The organism is Bradyrhizobium sp. 956_D2_N1_4, from assembly GCF_052076025.1.
Lineage (GTDB): Bacteria > Pseudomonadota > Alphaproteobacteria > Rhizobiales > Xanthobacteraceae > Bradyrhizobium > Bradyrhizobium barranii.
In genome coordinates this window covers 25733-48393 of the sequence record NZ_CP197237.1, presented here as the reverse complement: position 1 = coordinate 48393, position 22661 = coordinate 25733, and the positions used below count along the sequence as shown (strand labels likewise).

Sequence of the window (22661 nt, the reverse complement as noted above, 5' to 3'; positions counted from 1 at the left end):
CGTTACTCCGCGGCCGCCGGCGGCTTGCGCACGGAGGGATGCAGTCCTGATGGATCGACCACCATGCCGAACTGCTGAAGGTTATGGGCGTGACAGAGCTGATGCAGCGCAAAGGCCTGGTCGATCGCGGCGGGCTGGCCCATCACATCGACCGAGCGATTCACGGCTTCCTTGGTCAGCTTCAGCGCGAAGGACGGCTTTGAGGCGATCCGGCGCGCCAGCTCCAGCACCGACGCTGAAAGCTCCGCGCGCGGCACGACCCGGTTGACCATGCCGAGCTGATGCGCCTCCTGCGCACTCCATGCGTCGGCGGTGAACAGGAATTCCTTGGCCTTGCGCGGGCCGAGCTCCCAGGGATGCACGAACCATTCGACCCCGCAGACGCCCATGGTCACCACGGGATCGCAGAACTGAGCATCGTCGCTGGCGACGATGAGGTCGCAGGCCCAGGCCAGCATCAACCCGCCGGCGATGCACTTGCCGTGCACCTCGGCAATGGTCGGCTTGGCCAGGTTGCGCCAGCGCCGCGTGATCTGGAGATATATTTCCTGCTCGCGCGCGAAGCGGCCATGCGCGTTCGCCTCCGCAAAGCCACCCCAATTTCCGATCGGCGGAAAATCGACGCCTGCGGCGTTCTTGCCGCCGGGGCGCAGATCGTGGCCCGATGAGAAATGCGGCCCGTTGCCGGCGAGGATGATGACCTTGAGCGCGTCGTCCTGCACCGCCTCGTCGAAGGCGGCGTTGAGGTCGTAGGTCATCTGCAGGTTCTGCGCGTTGCGCGCCTCGGGCCGGTTCATCACGATCCGGGCAATCGCCGGCTCGGGCCTCTCCACGAGGATGGTCTCGAACGAGCTCATCGCGTTCCCCTTGGCGTTTCCGTTCTTGTTTTGCTCAAGTTGACTATGTCGGCCAGGGATAGGCAAGGGGCTTGCGTCAGGCGGTTGCTTTTCGCGCCGCCGGCACAAGATGTCTGGCACCGCGCGCGTTCAATCTGATAGTTTACGCCAGATTTCACCGGGAGGAATTTGATGCGCAAGATCCTGACCGTGCTGGCGGCTCTGGCCTCGCTGAGCCTGACCAATTGCGGCTACAACGCGATCCAGAGCGAGGACGAGCAGATCAAGGGCAACTGGTCCGAGGTCGTGAACCAGTATCAGCGCCGCGCCGATCTCGTGCCCAATCTCGTCAACTCGGTAAAGGGCTTTGCGCAGCAGGAGAAGGACGTGCTGCTCGGCGTCACTAATGCGCGCGCCAAGGTCGGCAGCATCCAGGCGACGCCTGAGGTGCTGAACGACCCCGCCGCCTTCCAGAAGTTCCAGGCCGCCCAGGGCGAGCTCTCCAGCGCGCTGTCACGTCTCTTGGTCGTCACCGAGAACTATCCGCAGCTCAAGTCCGATGCGCTGTTCAAGGATTTGATGTCGCAGCTCGAAGGCACCGAGAACCGCATCACGGTCGCGCGCAACCGCTACATCAAGGCGGTGCAGGACTATAACGTCACCATTCGCTCCTTCCCGAGCAACCTCACCGCAATGATGTTCGGCTACAAGGAGAAGCCGAATTTCGCGGTCGAGAACGAAAAGGAGATCTCGACCGCGCCGAAGGTCGATTTCAATCCGGCGCCTGCGCCGTCGAAGTAGCTGCGCGCCGTTTTGCGAATGCGCCCAGCCCCACCCACCGCCGTCATTCCCCGCGAAGGCGGGGAATCCAGTACGCCGCGGCTCCTCCGTAGTCCTCTGGCGTCTCTGGAATACTGGATCGCCCGGTCAAGCCGGGCGATGACAGCGAGGTTGTGGCAAGCGATAGCCGTATTCGTACTCCTCCTCGCATTCAATTTCCCCGCCCTTGCCGACGTCGCCATCCCGCAACTCACCGGTCGCGTGGTCGATCAGACCGGCACGCTGTCGAGCGGCGACATCGCCGCGTTGTCGCAAAAGCTGCGTGATTTCGAGACGCGCAAGGGCAGCCAAATCGCCGTCCTGATCGTGCCGACGACCCAGCCGGAGACGATCGAGCAGTTCTCGATCCGCGTCGCCGACGCCTGGAAGGTCGGCCGCAAGAAGGTGGACGACGGCGCGATCCTCATCGTCGCCAAGAACGACCGGCACTTGCGCATCGAGGTCGGCTACGGTCTCGAGGGCGCGCTCACCGACGTCACCTCGCGGCGGATCATCGACGAGATCATCACGCCGAAATTCAGGACGGGCGATTTCGCCGGCGGCATTACTGATGGCGTCGATCGCATGATCCGCGTGATCGACGGCGAGCCGCTGCCGGTGCCTTCGCCGACTGTGAATTTCGGCAATCTGGACGATATTGCGCCGCTGTTCATCGTGACGCTGTTCGCCTCGATCGGGGTTGGCGGCTTCTTCCGGGCCATGCTGGGCCGGCTGCTTGGCTCATTGGCGACCGGCGGCATCATCGCGGCGCTGACCTGGCTCATTCTCGGATCCTTCGCAATCGCGCTCGCGCTCGGAGCGCTGGGCTTCGTCATCGGCTTCATCGCCGATCTGTTTGCGGCGATGGCGCCAGCCACGAGATCGTCGCGCGGCGGCTCGTGGTCGAGCGGCTCCTCGGGAGGTGGCTGGAGCAGCGGCTCGTCGTCCAGCGACAGCGGCGGTTTCAGCGGCGGCGGTGGCAGTTTTGGCGGCGGCGGCGCCTCGGGGAGCTGGTAGCGGTCATGGGCATCAAGCGCATTGCCAGACATCTCGTGCAGCATCATTGGCGGGCGAAGCAAATCTTTCCGCCAAAGGTGCTCGCCCGCATCGAGCAGGCGATCAAGCAGGGTGAGAGCACGCATTCCGGCCAGGTCCGCTTCGTCGTCGAAGGCGCGCTCGACGGGCGACCGCTGATCCGCAACCAGCCGGCCCGCGAGCGCGCGCTCGACGTGTTTTCGCATCTGCGTATCTGGGACACCGCGCACAACAACGGCGTCCTGATCTATCTCCTGCTCGCCGATCGCGACGTCGAGATCGTGGCCGACCGCGGTATTCACGCGAAGGTCGGTGACGAGGGCTGGGAGAGCATCTGCCGCGCGATGGAGGCCGAGTTCGCCTCCGGCCAGTTCGAGCGCGGTGTGATCGGCGGCATCGCTGCGGTGTCGCGCGAGCTGGCGCGACATTTCCCACCGCAAGGCCCGCATGCGAACGAGCTGCCGGATGCGCCGGTGGTGATGTGACGGATAGTGATGTGGGCGGAGCGGTGACGTGAACGGAGTGGGCGCCGCCCACTCCGTCATTGCGAGGAGCTCTTGCGACGAAGCAATCCAGACTGCGGCCTTGGAAAGATTCTGGATTGCTTCGCTGCGCTCGCAATGACGGTGTGGAGGCAGCCATTCCGCGGCCGTTCATCTTCCCCCGCTTACAATTTGTTTCACGCCCGCCACACCGGTTCCACGTTCCCGGCCCAATTCGGCCCCGGATGACTTCCTAAAATTTCGGTAAGCGGGTCCCGAAGTAAGGATTTCGCAAGCAATGAAAGTTACCAAAAGGTCAATCCAGAGTGGAGTATTCGAACTGTGAGCGAACCAATGGCTGAGCAGGCTGCCCAGGATACGAGCGTCGTGGAAGCTTCGACCGCGCCGCAGGCCGTCGAGGCTGCCGGCATCGAGGCCCCCTCGATCGCCCCCGACCATGAGTCGCCGCCCAAGCCCGATCCAGTCAAGGCAGAGGCCCCGAAGGTCGAGCCGCCCCGGATCGAAGTGCCGAAGTTCGAGACCAAGCCGGAGCCGAAGCCCGGCAAGCTCATCGTCATGGCACCGTCGGAGCGCTCGTGGGAGCGCGAGGAGTTTGCCCCGCATGTGAAGGCGGACGAGTCGCGCGAGACCGGCGACAAGCGCCGCCTGTCGGCGATGGCCGCGGTGGTGGCGATTGCGGCCAGCGTCGGCGCCATCAGCGGCGCGCTCGCGACCGCCGGCATGATGCATTTCGCAGCCCCGGCCCCCGCGCCGGCGCAGGTCGCCGACACCAGCGCGCTGGAATCCTCGGTTGCCAGGATCGATGCCGATGTCGTCGCACTGAAGGCGAATGTCGAGCACACCTCCAAGACTGGCCTCAGCCAGTTCAATCGCGCCAATGACCGCCTCGACAAGCTCGAGAAGGCCCAGGCCGAGCCGATGGCCAAAATCGCAAAGCTGTCCGAGACCGTCGACAAGCTCCGCGCCACGCCGCCCGCGGCCCCCGCGCAGGCCGCGGCAGCCGCCGCGAAGGAGACCACCGGCTCGATCGCGCCGACCCAGGTTGCGACCGCCGCCGCCGCACCGGTTCCGGCCCCAGCCGCGCCCAAGACCGAGGTCGGCCGGTTGCCGACGATCGACGGCTGGGTGCTGCGCGACGTCGCCAATGGCGGCGCACTGATCGAGGGCCGCGGAGGCCTCTACGAGGTCTATGCCGGTGACCCGATCCCCGGAATTGGCCGCGTCGATGCGATCCGCCGTCAGGACGGCCGCTGGGTCGTCGTCACCAGCAAGGGCCTGATCGTCGCACGCTGAGCGTTCGATATCCGCTCTTCAAAGAGGCGCTTCACCACCATGTGAGGCGCCTTTTGACTTGAATAGGCCGGCTTACGCGGTGTTACTGAAGGCATGAGCCGCGCGTTGCGAATTCTCTTTGCTGCCGCCGTCTTGCTTGGCGGAACTGTTTCGCTTTTCGCAGCGGAGAACGCGCCGTTGACGCGCGGCACGGCGATCATCGATCCCGATCTGCTCCGCAAGCTCGACCAGAACGATTCGCTTACGATCTTGCGCCTGCTATGGCCGGAGCGGAACGCAAACGTTCCGCTGACGACCGATTTGCTGTTCTCGTCGCTGTCGCAGCTCAAGGGAATTCCACCCGCGATCGACGCGGAGTTCGACCACTACATCATCCGGCAGAAGGCGGCGTACCCGACCGAAACCATCGGCGTCGGCGAAGGCTTTGACGTGCAGCTGTTCGATCGGGCCAATCTCAAATCCCGCGACACCCGCTTCGTGCTGGCGGGCATCGTCAATCGCATGGACCGCGCCTATGTCTCGGAGGAGGCGTGCGGCGAGATCAGGCTGATTTATCGGCTGGTGCGTTTCGAGAGTAAGCCGGAAGGTGGCAAGACCGCGACGCGCCTGCCGATGACGTTCAATCTGGTGATGAAGGCACGCGATGCGCGCCAGACCGATGCGAACGGAAAGCCTGTTACCTGTGCCGAGGTCGCGCGGCGCTGGCTCGACAATGGCGACTGGCAGGGGCTGATCGGCGGCGGCATCTCTCCTTCCGACGCCATGCTCGATCGCATCGAGACCAATATCCAGATCTCGATCGCGCCGAAATCGGCATTGCACGATTTCCGTTCCGACTATCTGCTCAAGGTGTTCAAATATAACCCCGCGACGAAGACGTTCGAGGAATCGACGCTGGAGAACCAGATCGACCGCGACCGCATCCTCGCCGACAACGATCTTCGACGTGATTTCAAAGCCTGGCTGCTCGCGCCGGAAAATCTCCGCGAGTTCGATCGCGGCACAGTGCTGATCCCCGAGACATTCCTGGCCAAGGCCGCGGTGGTGCCGACGCCGGCGGGCCTTGACGCTTCGCCGTTGCAGCCGGAGTTCGGCATGGTGCAAGGGGAGGACAGGGACAGCAACAAGGGCGAGCCGGTCTTCACCGACAACGACGTGGTCGGCGCGCTGAAGCAGGCGGCGGCGCGTGGCATCGACATGCAGAACATCCGCTCGGTCGCGGGCTTCCAGCGCCGCCTCAACGACGTCACCTGCGCCGGCTGCCACCAGACCCGCGGCATCGGCGGCTTCCATTTTCCGGGCGTCGATTGGCTGGCGGACAAACCGTCGAACTCCACCATCGTGCCGGCCTCGCCGCATTTCTTCGGCGACCAGGTTCGCCGCCGCGACATCCTGACCGCATTCGCCGCGGGAAAACGCCCTGATTTCTCACGCGGATTTGCCAGCCGGCCGCAGACCCGCGGCAGCGGCGAGCTGGCCGGCACCGAATATCAGGATGGTTGGGGTGCCCATTGTGCCCTGCAAAATGCGGGATCGGGAACGCCGGATAAGAGTTTTACGTCATGGAGCTGTGCTAAAGGTCTCACCTGTCAGGCTGCCGCGGCATCGAGCCGCATCGGCATGTGCTTCATCAAGACGCGTTAGCGCGTGATCCGAAAAAGTGTGTAGCGGTTTTTCGAAAAGGTCACGCGCCAGATAAAACCAGCAACCGGTTTGGATGACCCATGACTGAGACCAGCGACGCCGACAAGGAGCGCAATCGCGAGATCGCGCGCAATGAGGAAGCCAAGCAGGTCACCGGCAGCATCCGCGTCAGCACCTGGGCGGTCGCGGTGGTCGTCATCGTCGGCGGGATTCTGTTCACGCTGGGCTGGCTGGCACTGCGGGGTTAGTGCCAGCGCCCTCACTTCGCGTAATTCGTCATCCGCTTGCCGGGCAAGAGTTCATAGGCCGGCTTCCAGCCGGGCAGGGTGGCCATGCGGCCGAGCCAGGCGTGGACGGCAGGATGGCTCGCCGCGAAATCAAAACCGTGCTCGTCGCTCGGATAGTGCAGGTAGGCCATCATCGAGATATCGGCGACCGTCGGCCTCGCCCCGATCGCAAAGGCATTGTGCTGGAGATGTCCGTCGAGAATGCCGAGGAAGTCCTCGAGCCGCCGGCGAAAATGCTTCAGCACCTGCGGATCGTTTTTCTCAGTGAACGCCCGCATGAAGCGATAGGTCGCCATGTAGCCGGTGAGCTTGTGGTTGTCCCAGAACAGCCAGCGCAGCAGCTCGAACTTCTCGTCCTCGGTCTCGGCACCGAAACGGCCGTACTGCCCGGCAAGCTTCAGCAGCAAGGGCGCGGTCTGTGTCATCTTCACGCCGTCGACCTCGAGCACGGGAATCTCGCCCATCGCGTTCACGGCCTTGCGCCATTCCGCCGTGCGCGTGACGCCACCACCGAAATCGGTCCACACCGGCTCGAACCTCTCGCCGCAAAGCGTCAGCATCAGCGCCAGCTTGTAGCTGTTGCCGGACTCCGGGAAGTAGTGCAGGCGATATTTGGGCATGAGGGCCTCACGAGACGCGATGTTGTCGTGAGTTTATAGCGAGATCGTCCCACGCCGTCATTGCGAGCGCAGCGAAGCAATCCAGCAATGCATCCGCGGTGGGATTCTGGATTGCTTCGCTGCGCTCGCAATGACGTCGTCTGTGACGACGAGCTACCTCCCCAACGTCGTCCCGGACAAGCGCGGCGAAGCGGAGCGCAGATCCGGGACCCATAACCACAGGAAGGTGTTTGGCGAAGACTCGGAGTTGGCAGCTCGTGTCACAACCACTCCCTGTGGTTATGGGTCCCGGGCTCGCGCCTTGCGCGCCCCGGGACGACAGGGGAGTTTGTGGCGCCGCCCTACCCCACCGCGCCTGACGACCGCAGCTGCTTGATTGCCTTCTCGTCGTATCCCGCCCCGCGCAAAATCTCGTCACTGTGCTCGCCGACGGCCGGCGGCTTGCGCGGCTGGACCTTCTTGGCGCCGTCGATCCAGATCGGGCTGGAGATGGTGAGCATGGTGTCGTTCTCGAACGGCACCAGCACCTCGTTGTCGAGCATCTGCTTGTCGTTGGGGATGTCGTCGAGAATGCCGACGATGCCGAACACCAGTCCGTTGCCGTCGAGGATCCTGCGCCACTCGGCGAGATCCCTGGTGGCAAACGTCTCGTCAAAAATCTTGATCAGCTCGACCGAGCGGGCGTGGCGGTCAGCCTTGGTGGCAAAGCGCGGATCGGTGATCAGGTCTTCGCGTCCCAGGCATTTGGCGAGCGTCGGAAACTGCTTCTCCTCGCTCAGCAGCGACAGGATCAGCCAGCGGCCGTCCTTGCACTGGTAGTGGTTGGCGACCGCATTCAGCGCGCGCTCGCGCGGCCGCCGCTCGGCGAACCTGGCGCCGCAGAGCTTGGCCTGCGCCAGCGTGCCCGCGGCCCACACCCCGTTCGCCATCAGATTGGAGGCGACATGCGAGCCCTTGCCGGTCTTCTCGCGCTGATACAGCGCGGTGACGATGGCGCCATAGAACGCCATGGCGCAGGGATGGTCGCCCATGCCGGCGACCGAGCGGGCCGGCGTCGTGTGGGTGTCGGCGCGGACGAGGTCCATCAGGCCGGAGCGCGCCCAATAGGCGTTGCTGTCGAAGCCGGGCTTGTTGGCCTCTTCGCCCTTCTCGCCATAGCCGGTGAACGAGGCGTAGATCAGCCGGTCGTTGAGATGGGCGAGGTGGTCATAGGTGATGCCGAGCTTGGCGCGCACCGGCGGCGGCATGTTGGTGATGAAGACGTCGGCCTCTTCGACCAGCTTGTAGAGCACGGCCTGCGCCTCCGGCTTAGAGAGGTCGAGCGCGATGCTCTTCTTGTTGCGGGCCTCCAGCAGCCAGGCGAAATTGTGCTCGCTGCTCGGATAGCCCGGAATGTTGGGCAGATTGCGGTAGGGGTCGCCGGCGCCGGGCGGCTCGATCTTGATGACGTCGGCGCCGAAATCCGACAGCACGGTCGCGGCCGCGGGCGCTGCGATGAAGCTCGCGCAGTCCAGAACCTTGAGCCCTGCAAAAATGCCCTTTTCCATCGCGGCGTAGCTCCCTCGCTCTTGTTGTTTCCCGCGCGCTGGAATTGGCGCAGATCAAGTCATAGCAGCATTAGACCGATGTTTCAGCGGGATGCAACGGCGCCAGGCGCAGGGCCTCACTCCTCCCCCGCAAGCAGCGCGGCATTGCCGCCGGCTGCCGCGGTGTTGATCGTCACGGTCTGCTCGGTCGCAAAGCGTGCGAGATAATGCGGGCCGCCCGCTTTCGGGCCGGTTCCGGACAGCCCGTTGCCGCCGAATGGCTGCACGCCGACCACGGCGCCGATCATGTTGCGGTTGACATAGATGTTGCCGACCTGCACGCGATCGATGATCGCCTCGATGGTGTCGTCGATCCGGGAGTGAATGCCGAGCGTGAGTCCATAGCCGCTGCGCTCGATCGCCTGCAGGACGCGGTCGAGGTTTTCCGCGCGATAGCGCACGACGTGCAGGATCGGTCCGAACACCTCCTCGGTGAGCTGGCCGGCGTCCTTGAGCTCGAAAATGTGCGGGGCGACGAAGCAGCCCTCGGGCGCAGTGCCGGCAAAGTGCAGCCGCGCCTCGCTCTTCATCCGCGCGATATGCGCATCGAGGCGCTGCTTGGCCTCGGCGTCGATCACCGGACCGACATGGGTCGCGACATCTGCGGGATCACCAATCCTGAGTTCGCGAGCAGCGCCCGCGATCATCTCGATCATGCGGTCGGCAACATCCTCCTGCACGAACAGCAGCCGCAGCGCCGAGCAGCGCTGGCCGGCGGAGCGGAAGGCCGAGGTCACGACGTCGTCGGCGACCTGCTCGGGCAGCGCGGTCGCATCCGCGATCATGGCGTTGATGCCGCCGGTCTCCGCGATCAGAGGCACGATGGGCCCGTCCTTGGCGGCGAGCGTCCGGTTGATCAGGCGCGCGACCTCGGTCGAGCCGGTGAAGACGACGCCGGCGATGTCGGCATGCGCGGTCAGCACGGCGCCGATGCGGCCGTCGCCGGTGACGAGATGCAGCGCGCTCTTGGGAATGCCGGCCTCGTGGAGCAGGGCTACGGCCTCGCGGGCGATGCGCGGCGTCTGCTCGGCCGGTTTTGCGACGACGCTGTTGCCGGCCATCAGCGCCGCCGTGACCTGGCCTAGGAAGATCGCCAGCGGAAAATTCCACGGCGAGATCGCGACGAAGGCGCCGCGCCCGCGCATGGCGAGCGCATTGCTCTCGCCGGTCGGGCCCGGCATGGCGGCATCAACGCCGAACAGCTTTCGACCCTGCGCGGCATAATAGCGGCAGAAGTCGGCGGCCTCGCGCAGCTCCGATAGCGCATCGTCCAGCGTCTTGCCGCCCTCGGCTTGCAGCAGCGCGATGAAATGGGCGCTCCGGCTCTCCAGAAGATGCGCGGCCTGCTCCAGTGCGGCCGCGCGCGTAGCCGCCGGCGTCCGGCTCCAGGCGGCAAAGCCGGCGCGCGCAGCAGTCACCGCCGCATTGGCTCGGTCCGGCGTTGCGTCGGCTATGGGCTTGAGGTCGGCTGCCTCGGCCTTCACGTCTGCCAGCAACCGGTCGAGGGCCGCGCGCGCGCCGAATTCGACGCCGCGCGAATTGCGCCGCTCCGGCGCGAACAGATCGCCCGGCAGCGGAATTCTGGGATGGGCCGCCGCTTGCGGCCGGACGATGGCATCGGCCGGACGCTGCAACAGCGCCACAACCGGCACGCGATAGTCGGCCGCCTGCGCCACGAACGACGAGTTGGCGCCGTTCTCCAGCAGCCGCCGCACCAGATAGGCGAGCAGGTCGCGGTGGCTGCCGACCGGGGCATAGGTACGATAAGCGATGTCGGGGTGATCCTTGGCGAGCTGTTCATAAAGCGCCTCGCCCATGCCGTGCAGGCGCTGGAATTCGAAGCCGCCACCATCTTGCGCAAGCTCCAGCACGGTCGCGACCGTCAGCGCGTTGTGGGTGGCGAATTGCGGGAAGATGCGCGGCCGCAGACTCAAAAGCTTCGAAGCGCAGGCGACGTAGTTCAGATCCGTCATCGCCTTGCGCGTGAACACGGGATAGCCGTCCAGCCCGCGCTCCTGCGCGCGCTTGATCTCGGTGTCCCAATAGGCGCCCTTGACCAGCCGCACCATCAGCTGGCGGTCATGCGCGCGCGCCAGCGCGTCGACATAGTCGATCACGGCGCTCGCGCGCTTCTGATAGGCCTGGATCGCCAGCCCAAAGCCGTCCCAGCCGCTGAGCGAGGGGTCGGCGAGCGTCGCCGCGATCACGTCGAGCGACAGCTCCAGCCGGTCGGCTTCCTCGGCATCGACGGTGAAGTTCAGATCATGGGCCTTGGCGCGCTGCGCCAGATCGAGCAGCTGCGGCACCAGCTCGGCCATCACGCGCGCGCGGCTGATCGCCTCGAAGCGCGGATGCAGCGCCGACAGCTTGACCGAGATGCCGGGACGGTCGGGCAGGGGATGGTTGCCGGCCGCCTTGCCAATGGTCAGAATCGCGCTCGCATAGGCGTCGAAATAGCGCCTGGCGTCCGCCGCGGTGCGCGCGCCTTCGCCGAGCATGTCGAAGGAGTAGCGCGTCTTTTGACCGGAGCGCGGACGGCCTCGCTCCAGCGCCTGCTCGATGGTCTCGCCCAGCACGAAATGGTTGCCCATCAGCCGCATCGCCTGGCGCGTGGCGGTGCGCACCGCCGGCGCGCCCAGCCGCTTCACCAGCCGGCCGATGGTGCCGTCGGGCGTCTCGCCGGGCTGGATCACCCGCGCCGAGAGGCCGAGCGCCCAGGCCGAGGCGTTGACCAGGAAGGCGGTGGACTTGGTCTCGTGGTGGATGAAGTCGCCCTCGCCGAGCTTGTCCTCGATGAACTGGTCGGCGGTGCGCGCGTCGGGCACGCGGAGCAGCGCCTCGGCTAGCACCATCAGGGCGAGCCCCTCCTTGGTCGAGAGCGCGAACTCCCGCAGCATGTCCTCGACACCGCCAAGCCGGTCGTCGCGCTTGCGGATCGCCTCGATCAGCCGCGTCGCGGTGCGGTCGATCCGCGCCTCCTGCGGCGGGCCGAGATGCGAAGCCGGCAAGAGCCGCGCGGCAATCTCGGCATCATCGGGCGCGTAGGGGGCGGTGAAGGGCGGCGGGATGTTCGGCATGGCGTGTCCTGTGGCTGAAATCCAGGATAAGGCCCGCTAGACCGTAGTTCGATAGACAAATTAGTCATTTTGCCTTAGGAAATGAAGATCATTGCTATATTGGCCACATAAAATATGGAACTCGATCGAATTGACCGGAAGATCCTCTCAATTCTGCAGCAGGACGGGCGCATCGCCAATGTCGAGCTCGCCGAGCGCATCGGGCTGTCGCCGACCTCGGTCGGCGAGCGGCTGAAGCGGTTGCAGCGGGAGGGCTTTGTCGAGGGCTACGGCGCGCGGCTCAATCCGCACCGGCTCGGCCTGGGTCTTCTGGTGTTCGTCGAGGTGCTGCTCGACAAGACCACGCCGGACAATTTCGAGCGGTTCGCGCGCGCGGTGAAACTCGCACCCGAGGTGCTGGAGTGTCACATGGTTGCAGGAGGCTTCGACTATCTTGTGAAGGCGCGGCTTGCGGACATGACCGCCTATCGACGCTTCCTCGGCGAGACGTTGCTGTCGATGCCGGGCGTGCGCGAGACGCGAACCTATGCGGTGATGGAAGAGATCAAGCGCGACGCACCATTGCCGGTGGACTAACGAAGGGCCGTCGCGATTGTCATTGCTGTGGCGTTGAACGAGCGGTCTTCGCGGGAAAATAGCTCTCCGTGTGCAATCGCAACGCCCGTCGTCGAATGCACTGGCCGTCTTCTAAAATTTTTTTGGCCCGGCTCCCGGACAGATCCGGGAGGCAGCAAAGGCTGCCGGGCTTATACTTTGAGGTTCTCTGCGGAGGTCTTGCCCCGGTTTGCGATCTCTTCGTATTCCACCGTCTGTCCTTCGTTCAGGGACGACAGACCGGCTTTCTGCACTGCCGAGATATGCACGAACACATCCTTGCCGCCCGACGCAGGCTGGATAAATCCATAACCCTTCGTCGGGTTGAACCACTTGACCGTACCTTTAGCCATCACGTCTTCTCCGCGGGTCTTCCTCCGAGATCTCGAACCGCCAGTCCCCGCCAACCGGCCGGTTCGGTCCTAACAGGATACGCGGAATGTGGCCGGCTTGGTAGCTCAAACCATATCGGCATTTCGCCGAATTCCGCTCAACTTCGCAGCGTTTTTGCCGATTTTGCCCGTTTCGCGGTCAATTGATCGGCACGCCGCGCGCCATCCGTCAATAAGTCGTGGCCAGATAATCGACGATCTTGCCGACATCGGCATCGTCGATCGGGGCGCCATAGACCTTGATCATCTTGGTCACCTCGGCCTGCCAAAAACCTTTCTTGTCCTTCATCGGCGGCTGCGTGTTGACGTAATCGGCCGAGTGGCAGGCGCTGCAATTGCCCTGCACGACCTCGAGATTGGGGCCCGGCTTGAAGGCGGCGACCTCGTCGGGCGTCTTGTAGTTGAGCGGCGCTGCAAGGGCCGAACCGACCATTGCGGCGACGGCGAGTGAGATGGCGAGGAGAACGGTGCGCTGCATGATCATTCTCCCTCAGGCCACGGTGACGCGGACGGTTTCGACGACGTTGCGTAGATAACCCGCCGGGTTCCAGCGTGGCGCATCCGGCTGGGTCTCGCCGCCATTGCCGGTGGCGCGCACCTTGAGCTCGTGGGCGCCCGCCGCGAGCTTCACCGGCAGCTTCCATTCACGGAATGAGTATTTGCCGAGATCCTTGCCGAGCTTGGCGCTGACCCAGGTCTTTCCGCCGTCGGTGGAAACCTGGACGTCCTTGATGCCCTTGCCGCCGTCGAAGGCGATGCCGCGCAGCGTCGTGCCGCCGGCCTTCAGCTTGGCGCCATCGGGAACGCTGGTGATGAAGGATCGGATGGTGAAGCGGTTGATCGGGATCGTCGCCTTCGGCGCGGTGCCCGGTTCGACCGCATTGTTCGGCGTGTCCGGAATGCGATAGGCCGACTTCATCCAGAAGCCGTCATAGACATTGTCGATGACGGTGATCTCGTTGAGGTGCTTGACCCAGTAGGTGCCGTAATAGCCGGGCACGATCAGGCGCAGCGGAAAGCCGTTGAGGAACGGCAGGTCCTCGCCGTTCATGCCATAGGCCAGCATCACCTCGCCGTCGGTGGCGTGCTCGAGATCGAGCGCCTTGACGAAATCGGGCGTCTTGTCGCTGACGGGGCCGTCCATGCCGTTGAAGGTGACCTGCTTGGCGCCGCTCTGCACGCCCGCCATCTCCAGCACGGCCTTCAGCGGCACGCCGCGCCAGCGCGCATTGCCCATGGCGCCATTGGCGAGCTGGCCACCGGCGACACGCGGCTCGGAGAAGCCGCGGCTGTTGCCGGAGCACTGATTGACGGCGACGATCTCGGTCGCCTTCATTTTCCTGATGTCCTTGAGCGACAGCTTGAGCGGCTTGTCGACCTTGCCCTTGACCTCGAGCGTGAACTTGTCGGGATCGAGATTGTAAGGCAGGTCCGAGAGGTGATAGCGCACGAAGAACGCGTTATTCGGCGTGATCGGACCGTCGTTGAAGATCGCGAACGGCGTCTCGAGCTGCGGCGGCCGGCTGGTCAGGCCGATCATCGGCCGCTTCTGCGGATATTTCACCAGCGGCCGCTCGCCATTGGCGAAGGGAAGCGTGACGGTGTCGAGTGCCAGCGCCCTGGTGGAATTCAGTGTGGCCGCCATAGCGGCAAGGCCCGCTCCTTTGAGCAGGTCGCGTCGATCGAACATTCTCGTCTCCTCCCGGAGCTTTTCGTTGGACCGCAGTCATCACCGCGATCCCGCGCTCATCTGTCGCAACGATCGAGATGAAGTCAATTCGTGCTTTCGCAGCAGGCCCATGTCGCTGCGTTGCAGCAAGCCGGTGTTACGTTCGTAACGAGATTGCCGAGCTGTAGCCGCAGTGACAGTGCACTCCCTCGCCCCGCCTGCGGGGAGAGGGTTGGGGTGAGGGGGAGTCTCCGCGAGCGAGGTGAGAGTTGGATTCGCGGAGGCTCCCCCTCACCCGGAATCCGCGCTGCGCGCGCATTCCGACCTCTCCCCGCTTGCGGGGAGAGGTGAAGAATCAGGCCGCGACGCGCTCGCTTCGGTCAACCAGCGCCGACAGCTGCCTCGTGTCCGCAACGACGCGCACGGCCAGGGGCTCGTCGCGGCCGCGGATCGCGACCTCCTGCTGCGGCAGCGCATCGTCGGCAAGGCCCGCGGTGCGGCGGACCTCCTCCGAGACGATCGCTTCGCAGGCCAGCGTCTTGGTCATGTCCTGGAGGCGGGCCGCGACATTGACGGCATCGCCGAGCGCGGTGAAGACGATGTGATCGCGATAGCCGATATCGCCGATGATCACCTCGCCGCCGTGAATGCCAATGCCGAAGCGGATCGGCTGGCGGAGATCGTGGCTCAGGAGCTCGTTGAGCTCGTCGATATGCGTGGCGATGCCGGCGGCAGCCTTCAGCGCTTGTCGGCAGGCGGTCTCCGGATCGGCTGACAGCCCGAACAGCGCCAGCATGCCGTCGCCGACGAACTGGTTCGGCTGGCCGCCATTCTCGATCACGGCCCGCGAGACGGCGCCGAGGAAGCGGTTGACGATGAAAACGGTGTCGAATGGCAGCCGCTTCTCGGCAAGCTGCGTCGAACCGCGCATGTCCACGAACAGGCTGACGAGGTAGCGCTCCTGGCCGATTCTGGCTGATGTCGAGGCCTGTCCGTCCGCCGAATGCGTGTGGGGCGTGAAGAGCTGGAAGAAGGAGAGGTCGGAGTCCGGCCGCAGCTGGCAGGCAAGCCGGATCGAGGGATCGGCGGTGCCGACGCGCGCGAGCACGAAGGCCTCGCGCTGCGACGGCACGGGCAGGGCGGCATGATCGCCGATGATGCGGATGCGGCAGGTCGAGCAGCGGGCGCGGCCGCCGCAGACGCTGGCATGCGGCACATTGTGGCGCAGGCTCGCCTCCAGCACGGAGAGACCCTTCGGCACGCGCACCGTCTTGCCGTTGCCGTAGGACAGCGCGATCATGCCGCGGCGCCGCTCGCGCAAGGCGCGCACGCCGCGTGCCGCCAGCGCCAGTCCGAGCAGGCCGACATAGCCGATGGTGAGGCCGCCGGTGATGCGGTCGAGCGTCGCGGCTTCCGCGGTCGAGCCGAGCTGGCGGCGGGTGAGATTGTGCGTGCGCCATTCGCCGTCGTCGACCTCGATCTGGACACTGCGTCCGCCCTGGTAGACGCCGAGCAGCGACAGCGTCGGGATCAGCACGGCGGCGGCGAGCAGATAAGGCGCGGCGCGCGCGAAGAACGGTTTCAGGCGCAGCCAGAAATAGATGCCGATGCAGCCATGGACCCAGGCGATGATCAGCAGGATCGTCATGGTCCAGATGCGGTTCGAGGTGACGAAGAACAGATAGAGTTCCTGCGGATAGAGTTTCTGGTGCCCGTACAGCGTGTAGCCGAGCCGGACGCCGATCACATGGGCCATGACGAGGGCGGGGATGCTCAAGCCAAGCACGAGCTGGAGCGGCTCGATCGTCCGCCAGCGGAACTGGCGGCGTTGATAGAGCGCGTAGATGCCGAGCCCCATATGCGTGAGCGCGGCCGTATAGAACACGATCGCGATGGGGAGGAACCGCCAGAACGCCGTGTGATAGTAGACCCCGATCTCCATGGCATCGACCGAGATGTTGCCGAGCGCATGGTTGAGGAAATGGCTCACCACGTAGGAGAACAGGATGACGCCGCAGACCAGCCGAACCTGCCGCATGCTGGTCGCGCGGGACAGTTCGGACAATCGTGAGGATGCAGTGGCCATGATTCAGTTTGTATCAGTTCATGAAGGAGAACAGCCAGCGTAGCGTTTAATTCCAGGGGCGGACAGCTGGCCTGATCACATGCGCGGCAAGGTTACCGAACCGTAGGGTGGGCAAAGGCGCGCGCCACACCCACCGCTGTCGTCCCGGACAAGCGGCGCGCCGATCCGGGATCCATAGCCACAGGATCGGATTTGACGAAGACTCGTGGTTACCAGTTCGCGCCACGACTCCTCCCTGTGGCTATGGGTCCCGGGCTCGCGACTTCGTCGCGCCCCGGGACGACACCGGTGTTTGCGGCACCACCCCCTGCATTGACTCCCCCTCCCAGGTTGGCGAAAAGCGCGGCCGTGACGACAGCCCCTGATATGACCGTGTCCCCAGCCGGCGCCGCGCGCCGACCCCTCGTTATGGCCGTGCTCGTCATTGCCGCGATGACGCTGCTGCGGATCGTCTACGCCTCCGCGATCGAGCTGCGCACCGACGAGGCCTATTACTGGACCTGGTCGAAGGAGGCAGCGCTCAGCTTCCTCGATCATCCCCCCATGATCGCCTGGTTCATCCGTTTTGGCACCGCGATCTTCGGCGACACCGTGCTCGGCGTCCGCTTCGGCGGCATCGTCGCGATGCTGGTGACGCAGCTGCTGCTCGCCGACATGGTCCGCCGCCTCACTCATGATGCGCGCGCCATCATGTTCGCGGTGCTGATGCCGGAGGCTGCGCTCTATTACGGCCTGCTGATGGCCAAGGTCGCGCCGGACGTTGCCATGATCCCGTTCGCGGTGGCGATGATGTGGGCCCTGGTGCGGCTCGCGCAGGGCGGCGACGGACGCTGGTGGCTGGCGGCGGGCCTGTTCGCCGGGCTGTCGATGCTGTCGAAATTCACCGCGATCATGTTCGCGCCGGCGGTCGCCGCGTTTCTGCTGGTGCCGGATTGGCGCTGGCGCTGGCTGCGCAGTCCTTACCCCTATCTCGCGGTGCTGATCGCGATCGCCGTGTTCTCCCCGGTGCTGATCTGGAACGCGCAGCACGACTGGGCCTCGTTCCGTTTCCAGGGCGTGCGGGCCACTGCCAATTACGGCATCTCGCTGCGCACCATCGGCGACTACATCGGCCTGCAATTCGGGCTGGTCGGCTTCGTCATGCTGCCGGTCGTGCTGTCAGGCCTCGTGATGACGGCGTGGCGCGGCTATCGCACGCGCGAGCCGGTCGCGATCCTGCTGTCGACCGCGGTGCTGGTGCCGTTCCTCTATTTCTTCTTCAAGTCGACGACGCTCAGGGTCGGCGACACCTGGCCGATGTTCATGTGGCCGGTCGGCTTTGCCGCCGCTGCGGTCAACCTCGTCATGCTGTCGCACGAGCACTGGTCGGCGCGGATGATCCGCTCGAGTATCTTCTGGCTCAACACGGCGGTCGTCACGGGGATCGCCTTCGTCGTCATCGTATTCCTGTACTACGTCGCCGCGCCCTGGAACCTACTCGGCAAGATCGATCCGATCGGCGCCGAAGCCGGCTACGAGCAGATCGCGGCGCGTGCGCAGGCTGCGCTCGACGAGACCGGCGCGACCTGGATCGCGACCACGGACTATCGCACCTACGCGATGATGCGCTGGCTGTTCAGGGGCCGCGTGCCCGTCGTCGAGATCAACGAACGCGGCCGCTTCCAGGATTTTCGCGATCCCGGCATGGATCGGATCAGCGGGCATGCGGGCATCTATGTCGGGCGAGAGCCGGACAATCGCGCACCGGTGTGGGGATCGATCCCTGCGAAGCGCGAGCAGCTCGGCCAGGTCGAACGTCGGTGGCGCGGCGTTCTGACGGATACCTACGTGATTGAGAAGCTCACCGGCTGGACGCCGGAACTCTCGCCGCCAACGGATTCGCCGCTGTTTCAATGGCGGGTGCTGGCGGGGGAATTCGAGAAACGTACGCTCGCCTAACGAGGCACCCTTCTTCCCTTCTCCCCTTGTGGGGGCCCAAATGCAAACGAGGCCACGCGTTGAAGCGGCCTGGCGTGGCATGAGAACAACATACAAACAGAAATCTGAGCTGATCGCTTAGCTGCAACCAGCATTTTTCCCGACATTCACAGGCCGCCATCCCAGATTACCACCCGCTCAGGCATTTAAGCCACTAAGCTGGAGCTATCGTGACGAAGCATATTTTCTCTTATTGATATTATCTACGGGGATAGGACATGTTTGATGTCTATCGCAATGGCAAGCGGGACTTCCTCGTCGTCAGCAACGGCTCTCCGATGCCCGCGCTCTACTCTTCCAACAAATGGCGCAAGAGCAGAGCGAGAGTTCTCAAGGTCAGCGACGAGATCAGGGCAGCCGTCCAGGAGCGAGGTTATTATCTTGGCAGCGTGCGGGTGACCAAGAAGGACCTGATCCACACCGAGTGCACCGTTGTCGATACGACACCGGGCAATCTCTGAACATCCGGCCGACTAGGCCGGCAACCGCGCCAGCCCGGCCTCAATCACGACGATGTCTTCCTCGATCTGCCGGATCGTACTCCTGCAGTCGATCCCGGTACATGCATCGAGATCTGCGATAAGTTTGCGACGCTGTGTTCGAAGCTCATCAAGAGCTGCTTGGTCCCTGAGGGAAACGTAGCCCTCCACGATCAGCTCAATTGCACCTGCCACCATCAAACTCCCCACGCCTTGTTAGCCCCGGCAAGGCACTCCCGACCAGCCGAGGATCGAGCGTGCCAATTGGTTACGCGGCTCAATCCCGCGCACTGAGTTCTTCCAGAACAACGCGCCTCCGCAACTCGTGCGCAGCAGCGGTCAAACGAGACCCTGCGATCAGCCCGAGCCGCCTCAATCTTGGCAGAGCGACGGGGTCGCACAGCTCGATGGAGAGCCCGGCGCCCAATATCGCAATGGCGCGTTGCTCCTCCGCGTCGAGATCAGTCCATGGGATGCCCTTCATCACCGGCCTCAAATCGTCCAGTGCACCTCAAAATCCAAACGCGCGCCTGATATGCCGCAGCATATCCATGGCCGCGTCGGTGTACCGGCCGTTGGTCAGGTATCGATCCAGTTGCAGTGTGCTGATCAGCGCCACAAGCGCTGCCATTAAGCCCTTAAACATTGGGCCTCTCCTGAAAGAGACCGCCAACCGGGCGTGTCGAAATATTGAGCCGTTCTCAGAATGCGCGCCGCATATGGCGGCCTAATATGCAAATGGTGACATTGACTGGTAACCAGTTTCTTAACGGGCTGATGCGCCGTGGATGGGGCGGCCAGAGGCTGACTTGAAAGCGGCGACTTGAATTGCCGCTTCCTTGTGCTCAGTTGCCATTAACTGCGGCACATAATCCTCCAATACTCGAAAGGGCTAACTCGATAGTTCGCTTGCGAGGTGCGGCTTGACTGAGCAACGTCATTTTACCGGACAATTGCCCTTTAACCCCGTCCGGGTCTGCCTCAGATCAGCCGGCGAGGGATGATATTCCGCTCGTTGGCTCGATTGGGTGGCATCAGCTGCTCGGAGCCTTTCGTGTGGTCCTTTGCTGTTGCGGCACTGTTCCTGGCGCTGTTGGTGTTTGGTGCGGTCGGGTTTATCATTGTCAGCTTCGACTTTCCCGATGAACCGCGAGCTTAAGCTTCGCTCTTTCAGACGGCGCGCCATGGGTCGGTCCGGCGAATGGCGCGAACGATGGCGCGGATAGCGCCGCTACTCCTCGTCCTTCTTCCGCAGCAGATCCGTCGCGAGGTCCGACAGTTTTGGCGGCGGCAGCGCCGCGAACGGCAGCGGCCGCGTCACGTCGATCGCGGCCAGACCCAGCCGCGCGGTCAGCAATCCGTTCAGCACACCTTCGCCAAGCCGCTGAGACAGCTTTGCCGCAATCCCATGGCCCAGCATCTGCTGCACCAGGCTGTCGCTCGCGGCCATGCCGCCGGTGATGGCGAGATGGGCGATCACGTGGCGGAGCAGGCGGATCATGCCGAGCGCGCCGGGGCGGCCGCCATAGAGAAAAGCGAGCTGACGGATCAGGCGCAACGCGGCCACGAACACGAACAATACGTCGATCGCCGCGCGCGGCGAAACTGCGGTCACGATCGAGACCTTTTGTGCGGCCGACGACACCAGCCGCCGCGCTTCCGCGTCCAGCGGCGACATCAGTTCGCGCTCGGCAAGCCGGATCATGTCGGCGCCGTCGATGATATCGCCGGTGTGGCTTTCCAGCGTGGCGCGCGCGCGGGCGAGCTGCGGGTTCTGGTGCGCGATCTTCAGCAGGTCCTGCACGATCACGCGGCTCTCCTTGCGATCGTCGCTGGCAAGGACCGCGGCGGCGCGCGCATGCAGCTTCTCGATGGTTGCAAGGCGCGCCAGCCCGAAGGCCTCGCGCCCGATCACCACCGCGAGCGCCAGTGCGGTGACGAAGGCGAATGCGAGGCCGACGAAGCCGAGCGTTTCGCTGCGCGCAAACAGATCCTCGATCAGACGGACCACGCCGAGCCCGGTGCCGAGCAGCGTCAGCCCGCCGAGCCCGGACCAGAACAGCGTGCCCCAGGGAAAGCCGCGCCGCGCCGGAAGCGCGGCCTCGATCGGCACCGGCAATGCCTGCGGATCGTGCTCCGGCGTGATCTGGATCGTGGCGCGTCCGAGCCGGCTGGTCTCGTCGGCTTCGGTGACGACGACGCCGGGATCGTCGAGCCGGAACGTCGCCGGCCGCCGCGGCTTGGATCGATCGTTCATGACAGCTTGTCTCCGATCAGGAACTGCAGGGCACGGTCGAGGCGGATGTGTGGCAGCGCCGGCTCGTCATTGCCCTCGCGTTCGAGCTTTGGCGGACGGAAGCGCAGGAAGCGAAAATCGCTCTTCTCGGCGGCCTCGGTCGCGAGGCCCCGGAACGCGCCGGTGCCGTTGAACAGCGGCTCGGGGTCCTGCGGCAGGTCACCCGGAAAGGTCGCAACCTCCGTGTTGCCGTCAAAGAACTCGCCGCCGGCGCTTTCGCCGGCCGCTGGCGTTCCCAGGATCGACGGCAATTTGTCGCGGCCATGCGCGACCTGGGCCTCGCGCGTGGCGCGAACTGCGGCGAGCGCCACCACGTCGATCTCCGCGCCGGTATCTTCCGCGCGCACCACCGCGCGGGTGACGGCGCGGCGCAGCACCGCCTCGAGCCGGTCGTGACTGGAATGATGCAGATGGTCCGCCTTGGTCGCCGCGAACAGGATGCGGTCGATACGCGGCCGGAACAGGCTGGAGAGGAACGTGCTGCGGCCGATGCGGAAGCAGTCGAGAATTCCGGCAAGCGCGGCTTCGAGATCGTGCAGCGCTTCGGGGCCGGAGTTGAACGCCGCGAGCGCATCGGCCAGTACGATCTGGCGATCGAGCCGGGCAAAATGATCATGGAAGAACGGCCGCACCACGACGTCCTTGTAGGCCTCGAAGCGGCGGACCATCATCGCCCACAGCGAGCCGTCCGGTGCCTGGCCGCCCACAGGCACGTCGAGCGGCGCAAAAGTCAGCGCCGGCGTGTCGGCGAGATTGCCGGGCATCAGGAAGCGGCCGGGCGGCAGCAGGCTCATCGCGAAGCGCTCGTCGCGGCAGGCGCGCAAATAGCCGGTGAAGAGCTTTGCCGCCGTCAGCGTCGCCTGCTCGTCCTCGCGCGCCTCGGGCTTGAGCGTCGCGAGATGCGCGTGCCAATCCCCCGCAAGATGCGCGCGCGGCGCCTCGCGCGACAGCGCGAGGCTTTCGGCTGACCATTGCTCATAGCTCTTCTGGAGCAGCGGCAGGTCGAGCAACCACTCGCCGGGATAATCGACGATGTCGAGCGTCAATGTGCGATCGGCGCCGTTCTGGCGCTGATAGTCGATGACGAGCCTGAGTTCGCTGATGTCGACGGTCGAGTTCGGCCAGCGCCGCTCCTCGAGCAGCGCGCGCAAATGGTTCTCATAGGCGAAGCGCGGCACGGCGTCGTCCGGCTGCGGCGCCAGATGCGCCCGCGCGATCCGGCCCGAGGCATAGGCCTCGAACACCGGAAAGCGGCCGCCACGGGTGAGGCCGTGGATCAGCGCGGTAATGAATACGGTCTTACCGGCCCGTGACAGGCCGGTGACCCCGAGACGCACCGTCGGGTTGAAGAAGTGCTCACCATAGTCGATCAGCGCCCTGGCCGACAGCCGCGCTTCTTCGACCATATCCTGGAAACTGAATGCCATATGAACGTGATTGATCTCGGGGCGGGCGGAACAGTGAAGCC

The 22661-nt window shown here is 64.8% G+C and carries 21 protein-coding genes; 9 read left to right on the top strand and 12 right to left on the bottom strand.

Annotated elements, in window-relative coordinates:
* Positions 1–2 precede the first annotated feature (2 nt).
* A complete protein-coding gene (locus AB7535_RS00215) occupies positions 3–857 on the bottom strand; it encodes an enoyl-CoA hydratase (RefSeq protein ID WP_085399812.1) in 855 nt (284 codons plus the stop codon).
* A gap of 171 nt (positions 858–1028) precedes the next feature.
* Between AB7535_RS00215 and AB7535_RS00210 the strand changes: the two genes are divergently transcribed.
* The 6 genes from AB7535_RS00210 to AB7535_RS00185 all read left to right on the top strand — a co-directional run bounded on the left by AB7535_RS00210 (position 1029) and on the right by AB7535_RS00185 (position 6378).
* Positions 1029–1637, top strand: coding sequence for a LemA family protein (locus AB7535_RS00210; protein ID WP_063985447.1), 609 nt, complete (start codon positions 1029–1031; stop codon positions 1635–1637).
* Between the two features lie 138 nt (positions 1638–1775).
* The gene (locus tag AB7535_RS00205) at positions 1776–2672 is read left to right on the top strand and encodes a TPM domain-containing protein (protein WP_085399813.1); all 897 of its coding nucleotides are present in this window, start codon (positions 1776–1778) and stop codon (positions 2670–2672) included.
* Between the two features lie 5 nt (positions 2673–2677).
* On the top strand, positions 2678–3175 hold the full coding sequence (locus AB7535_RS00200; protein ID WP_085399814.1) for a TPM domain-containing protein: 498 nt from the start codon (positions 2678–2680) through the stop codon (positions 3173–3175).
* A gap of 351 nt (positions 3176–3526) precedes the next feature.
* Positions 3527–4486, top strand: a complete 960-nt coding sequence (locus AB7535_RS00195; RefSeq protein WP_085399816.1) for a hypothetical protein — start codon at positions 3527–3529, stop codon at positions 4484–4486.
* A 93-nt stretch (positions 4487–4579) separates the two neighbouring features.
* The gene (locus tag AB7535_RS00190; protein WP_135215200.1) at positions 4580–6130 is read left to right on the top strand and encodes a hypothetical protein; all 1551 of its coding nucleotides are present in this window, start codon (positions 4580–4582) and stop codon (positions 6128–6130) included.
* Positions 6131–6210: 80 nt separating this feature from the next.
* Positions 6211–6378: a hypothetical protein gene (locus AB7535_RS00185; protein WP_014492272.1), complete on the top strand. Its 168-nt coding sequence runs from the start codon at positions 6211–6213 to the stop codon at positions 6376–6378.
* Between the two features lie 11 nt (positions 6379–6389).
* Here AB7535_RS00185 and AB7535_RS00180 read toward each other — a convergent pair whose 3' ends face one another.
* The 3 genes from AB7535_RS00180 to putA all read right to left on the bottom strand — a co-directional run bounded on the left by AB7535_RS00180 (position 6390) and on the right by putA (position 11700).
* On the bottom strand, positions 6390–7037 hold the full coding sequence (locus AB7535_RS00180; protein ID WP_085399818.1) for a glutathione S-transferase family protein: 648 nt from the start codon (positions 7035–7037) through the stop codon (positions 6390–6392).
* A gap of 341 nt (positions 7038–7378) precedes the next feature.
* Positions 7379–8584: a CaiB/BaiF CoA transferase family protein gene (locus AB7535_RS00175; protein WP_085399819.1), complete on the bottom strand. Its 1206-nt coding sequence runs from the start codon at positions 8582–8584 to the stop codon at positions 7379–7381.
* Between the two features lie 116 nt (positions 8585–8700).
* On the bottom strand, positions 8701–11700 hold the full coding sequence (gene putA, locus AB7535_RS00170) for a bifunctional proline dehydrogenase/L-glutamate gamma-semialdehyde dehydrogenase PutA (RefSeq protein WP_085399820.1): 3000 nt from the start codon (positions 11698–11700) through the stop codon (positions 8701–8703).
* A gap of 114 nt (positions 11701–11814) precedes the next feature.
* Between putA and AB7535_RS00165 the strand changes: the two genes are divergently transcribed.
* A complete protein-coding gene (locus AB7535_RS00165) occupies positions 11815–12276 on the top strand; it encodes an Lrp/AsnC ligand binding domain-containing protein (RefSeq protein WP_038954741.1) in 462 nt (153 codons plus the stop codon).
* Positions 12277–12446: 170 nt separating this feature from the next.
* On the opposite strand, the gene AB7535_RS00160 is transcribed toward AB7535_RS00165, so the two are convergent.
* The 4 genes from AB7535_RS00160 to AB7535_RS00145 all read right to left on the bottom strand — a co-directional run bounded on the left by AB7535_RS00160 (position 12447) and on the right by AB7535_RS00145 (position 16441).
* Positions 12447–12647, bottom strand: a complete 201-nt coding sequence (locus tag AB7535_RS00160) for a cold-shock protein (protein WP_008134691.1) — start codon at positions 12645–12647, stop codon at positions 12447–12449.
* A 208-nt stretch (positions 12648–12855) separates the two neighbouring features.
* Positions 12856–13164, bottom strand: coding sequence for a SorB family sulfite dehydrogenase c-type cytochrome subunit (sorB, locus tag AB7535_RS00155; protein WP_439037211.1), 309 nt, complete (start codon positions 13162–13164; stop codon positions 12856–12858).
* Positions 13165–13176: 12 nt separating this feature from the next.
* Complete coding sequence (gene sorA, locus AB7535_RS00150) at positions 13177–14376, bottom strand: SorA family sulfite dehydrogenase catalytic subunit (protein WP_085399821.1); 1200 nt, start codon at positions 14374–14376, stop codon at positions 13177–13179.
* A gap of 334 nt (positions 14377–14710) precedes the next feature.
* On the bottom strand, positions 14711–16441 hold the full coding sequence (locus AB7535_RS00145) for an adenylate/guanylate cyclase domain-containing protein (RefSeq protein ID WP_135215202.1): 1731 nt from the start codon (positions 16439–16441) through the stop codon (positions 14711–14713).
* Positions 16442–16807: 366 nt separating this feature from the next.
* Here AB7535_RS00145 and AB7535_RS00140 point away from each other — a divergent pair, with 366 nt between their 5' ends.
* Both AB7535_RS00140 and AB7535_RS00135 read left to right on the top strand, forming a co-directional pair.
* Positions 16808–18379 (top strand): glycosyltransferase family 39 protein, encoded by a 1572-nt coding sequence (locus AB7535_RS00140; RefSeq protein ID WP_244623209.1) that lies wholly within the window; start codon positions 16808–16810, stop codon positions 18377–18379.
* Positions 18380–18636: 257 nt separating this feature from the next.
* The gene (locus tag AB7535_RS00135) at positions 18637–18879 is read left to right on the top strand and encodes a hypothetical protein (protein WP_085399824.1); all 243 of its coding nucleotides are present in this window, start codon (positions 18637–18639) and stop codon (positions 18877–18879) included.
* Positions 18880–18891: 12 nt separating this feature from the next.
* Here AB7535_RS00135 and AB7535_RS00130 read toward each other — a convergent pair whose 3' ends face one another.
* The 4 genes from AB7535_RS00130 to AB7535_RS00115 all read right to left on the bottom strand — a co-directional run bounded on the left by AB7535_RS00130 (position 18892) and on the right by AB7535_RS00115 (position 22620).
* Positions 18892–19092, bottom strand: coding sequence for a hypothetical protein (locus AB7535_RS00130; RefSeq protein WP_167768100.1), 201 nt, complete (start codon positions 19090–19092; stop codon positions 18892–18894).
* A 316-nt stretch (positions 19093–19408) separates the two neighbouring features.
* The gene (locus AB7535_RS00125; RefSeq protein WP_275552114.1) at positions 19409–19543 is read right to left on the bottom strand and encodes a hypothetical protein; all 135 of its coding nucleotides are present in this window, start codon (positions 19541–19543) and stop codon (positions 19409–19411) included.
* Between the two features lie 585 nt (positions 19544–20128).
* Positions 20129–21154: a YcjF family protein gene (locus tag AB7535_RS00120; protein ID WP_085399827.1), complete on the bottom strand. Its 1026-nt coding sequence runs from the start codon at positions 21152–21154 to the stop codon at positions 20129–20131.
* Positions 21151–22620 (bottom strand): YcjX family protein, encoded by a 1470-nt coding sequence (locus tag AB7535_RS00115; protein WP_085399828.1) that lies wholly within the window; start codon positions 22618–22620, stop codon positions 21151–21153. Before AB7535_RS00115 ends, AB7535_RS00120 begins: the two co-directional genes overlap by 4 nt.
* Positions 22621–22661: the final 41 nt, after the last annotated feature.